General features: G+C 71.0%; 2 protein-coding genes. Both read left to right on the top strand.

Annotation, left to right across the window (positions count from 1 at the left end):
- The coding region (locus B9S58_RS23100) for a type I polyketide synthase (protein ID WP_219818906.1) at window positions 1-1,941 on the top strand (1,941 nt) is incomplete at its 5' end.
- On the top strand, window positions 1,938-2,796 hold an 859-nt coding region (locus B9S58_RS23095), incomplete at its 3' end, for a polyketide synthase dehydratase domain-containing protein (RefSeq protein WP_181009421.1). The genes B9S58_RS23100 and B9S58_RS23095, both read left to right, overlap by 4 nt.

Raw genomic sequence — 2,796 nt, 5'->3', positions numbered from 1 at the left:
CTGCGTGACGGTGACCGGGTGCGTGGTGTCGTCAAGGGCACGGCGGTGAACCACGGTGGCCGTACGAGTGGGTTGACGGTGCCGAGCAGTGCGGCGCAGCAGTCGGTGATCTCGGCCGCGCTCGCGGATGCGGGGGTGCCGGTGGAGTCGGTTGGCATGGTGGAGGCGCATGGTACGGGGACGAGTCTGGGTGACCCGATTGAGGTCGAGGGGTTGACGCGTGCGTGGCGTGCGCTGACGGATCGTTCGCAGTTCTGTGCGATTGGTTCGTTGAAGGGGAATGTGGGTCATCTGGAGCCGGCGGCGGGTCTGGCGGGTTTGGTGAAGGTGTTGTTGTCGATGGAGCGGGGTGTGGTTCCGCCGTCGCTGCATGTGGTGCGGCCCAATGACCATATTCGTTTCGAGGGCACGCCGTTCTTCTTGGCGGACCGGGTCATGGAGTGGCCGCGTCCTGAGGACGGTCTGCGGCGTGGTGCGGTGAGTGCGTTCGGGATGGGCGGGGTCAACGCGCATGTGATCCTGGAGGAAGCACCCACCGCCGTGGTCCGGGGTGTACCCGTCCCGGAGTCGCTCGTGGTGCGCGTCACCGGCGCGGACGAGACGGCCGTACGGACACTGGCCGGGTCCTACGCTGACGGGCTGGCTGCCGTGGACGCCGACCGGCTGGGCGACTTCGCTTTCACGGCCAACACCGGCCGGGCGGAGGGCAGGTTCGGCGCGGTCGTCTCGGGGGGTGACGCGGGGGAGCTTGCGGTCGCGCTGCGGGACATCGCTTCCGGCGCCTCGGCCGTCGCCCGCAAGGGCGGCCGGGGCTCCGCGCCGGTCGCCTTCATGTTCACCGGGCAGGGCTCCCAGTACAGAGGCATGGGCCAGGGGCTCTACCGCACGGAGCCGGCGTTCCGGGCGGCGCTCGATGAGTGCGCCGACCTGCTCGTCGGACAGTTGGAAGTCCCGCTGCTGGACTTGCTGTTCACCGACGCCTCCGGCGCCCTCGGTCGCACCCGGTTCGCTCAGGTGGGGATCGTGGCGGTGCAGGTGGGGTTGGTGCGGTGGTTGGAGTCGGTGGGGGTGCGTGCGGATGTGGTGGTGGGGCACAGTCTGGGTGAGTTGACGGCTGCGTGGGCTGCGGGGGTGGTGGGTCTGGGGGATCTGCTGCGTCTGGCGGTGGTGCGGGGTCGGTTGATGGAGTCGCAGCCGGGTGAGGGTGCGATGGCGGCGGTGCATGGGGACGTGGATGCGGTCCTTGAGGTGCTGTCTCGCTTCCCTGGGGTTGAAGTGGCGGCGTTCAACTCGCCTGGGGTGGTGACGGTTTCGGGTCCTGCGGGTGCGGTGGCGTGGTTCCGTGAGGAGTCGGGTCTGCGGTCGCAGCCGTTGGCGGTGAGCCACGCTTTCCATTCGGCTTTGATGGAGGGTGCGGTTGCACCGTTCGCGGAGGCGGTGTCGGGGGCGGTGTTGTCGGCTCCTTCGATGGCGTTCGCTTCGTCGGTGACGGGTGGGTGGCACACGGCGGAGTCGGCGGTGGATCCGGGGCATTGGGCGCGGGGGATTCGTGAGCCGGTGCGGTTCTCGGAGGCTGTCGCGTTGGTGGGTTCGGTGGGTGCGGGTGTGGTGTGGGAGATCGGTTCCCAGCCGCAGTTGGCGTCGTTGGCGCGGGCGTCGTGGCAGGGGGGTGAGCCGGTGTGGTTGACCACGTTGCGGCGTGACCGTGTCGATCAGGCCGAGGTGCATGCCGCTCTGGCTGCCTATGCGAACTCCGGTGCAGGGTCGGTGGACTGGGTCGGCGTGCATGCCGGCAAGGGCCATCGGACGACGACCCTGCCCACCTACCCCTTCAACCAGCAGGACCTGGTGGCGCCCCCGGCCCGCCGCGAACGCGCGGCGAGCACCCTGGGCCACCCGCTCTTCGACCGTCACTACGAGCACCGGAGCGAGGGACAGTGACGCATCCCGCCGAGACGTACGAAAAGACCTTCACGGGCCAGGAGCCCTTCATCGCCCAGCACCGCTCTGCGGGGACCGGGCTGCTGCCCGCCGCCGTGCAGCTGGAGATGGCGCTCGTTGGAGTGGCGAGGCGCCGGACGTTCGCTCCCCTGGAGCTGACCGGCGTGTCGTTCCTCCGCCCCCTGACGATCGCCGACCGGGCCACCGCGCCGGTCCGCCTCGACGTGACTCCCGGCACCGACCGGACCCGCTTCGAGCTGACCACCGTCGCGGCCGGCAGTCGCAAACAGTTGTCGACCGGTTCCGGACGGTTCCTCCCGGCGGACGCGCGGCCCCCGCGCGCCGACGCGGACCACGGGCCCGCCGCCCGGGACATCGCCCCGGTCCGGCTCTACACCGGCTGGGAGCGCGAGGGACTCCAGTACGGTCCCGACTTCCGTACCGTCCGCGCGCTGTCCGTCGGCGACGGCGGAACGGCCCGCGCCACCCTGCGGTCCGACGCCGAACCGATGCCCTGGTACGCCCACCCGCTTCTGGTGGACGGCGTCTTCCAGGTCGTCAGCTGCGCCCTGCAGGACCTGACGGGCGAGGACGGCCCGTATCCCATGCTGCCGATCGGCGTGGAGCGGCTCGCCCTCTTCACCGACCTGTCGGGGCTGACGGGAGAGGTCACCGTCCACGTCCGCCGCACCAGCGACGACGGTGCCTACGCCACCGCCGACGCGCTGCTGCTGGGCCCCGCCGGTGACGTCCTCGCCCAGTTCCAGGGCGTGCGGATGCGGCGTACGACCACTGTGACGAGCACACCCGGCGAGACGCGGACCCCCGACCCGGCCGCCGTCCGGCGGGAGCCGC

The organism is Streptomyces sp. SM11, from assembly GCF_002910905.1.
In the GTDB taxonomy this organism is placed as follows: domain Bacteria; phylum Actinomycetota; class Actinomycetes; order Streptomycetales; family Streptomycetaceae; genus Streptomyces.
The sequence above is the reverse complement of the archived record's forward strand: the minus strand, read 5'-3'. Positions and strand labels throughout refer to the sequence as shown.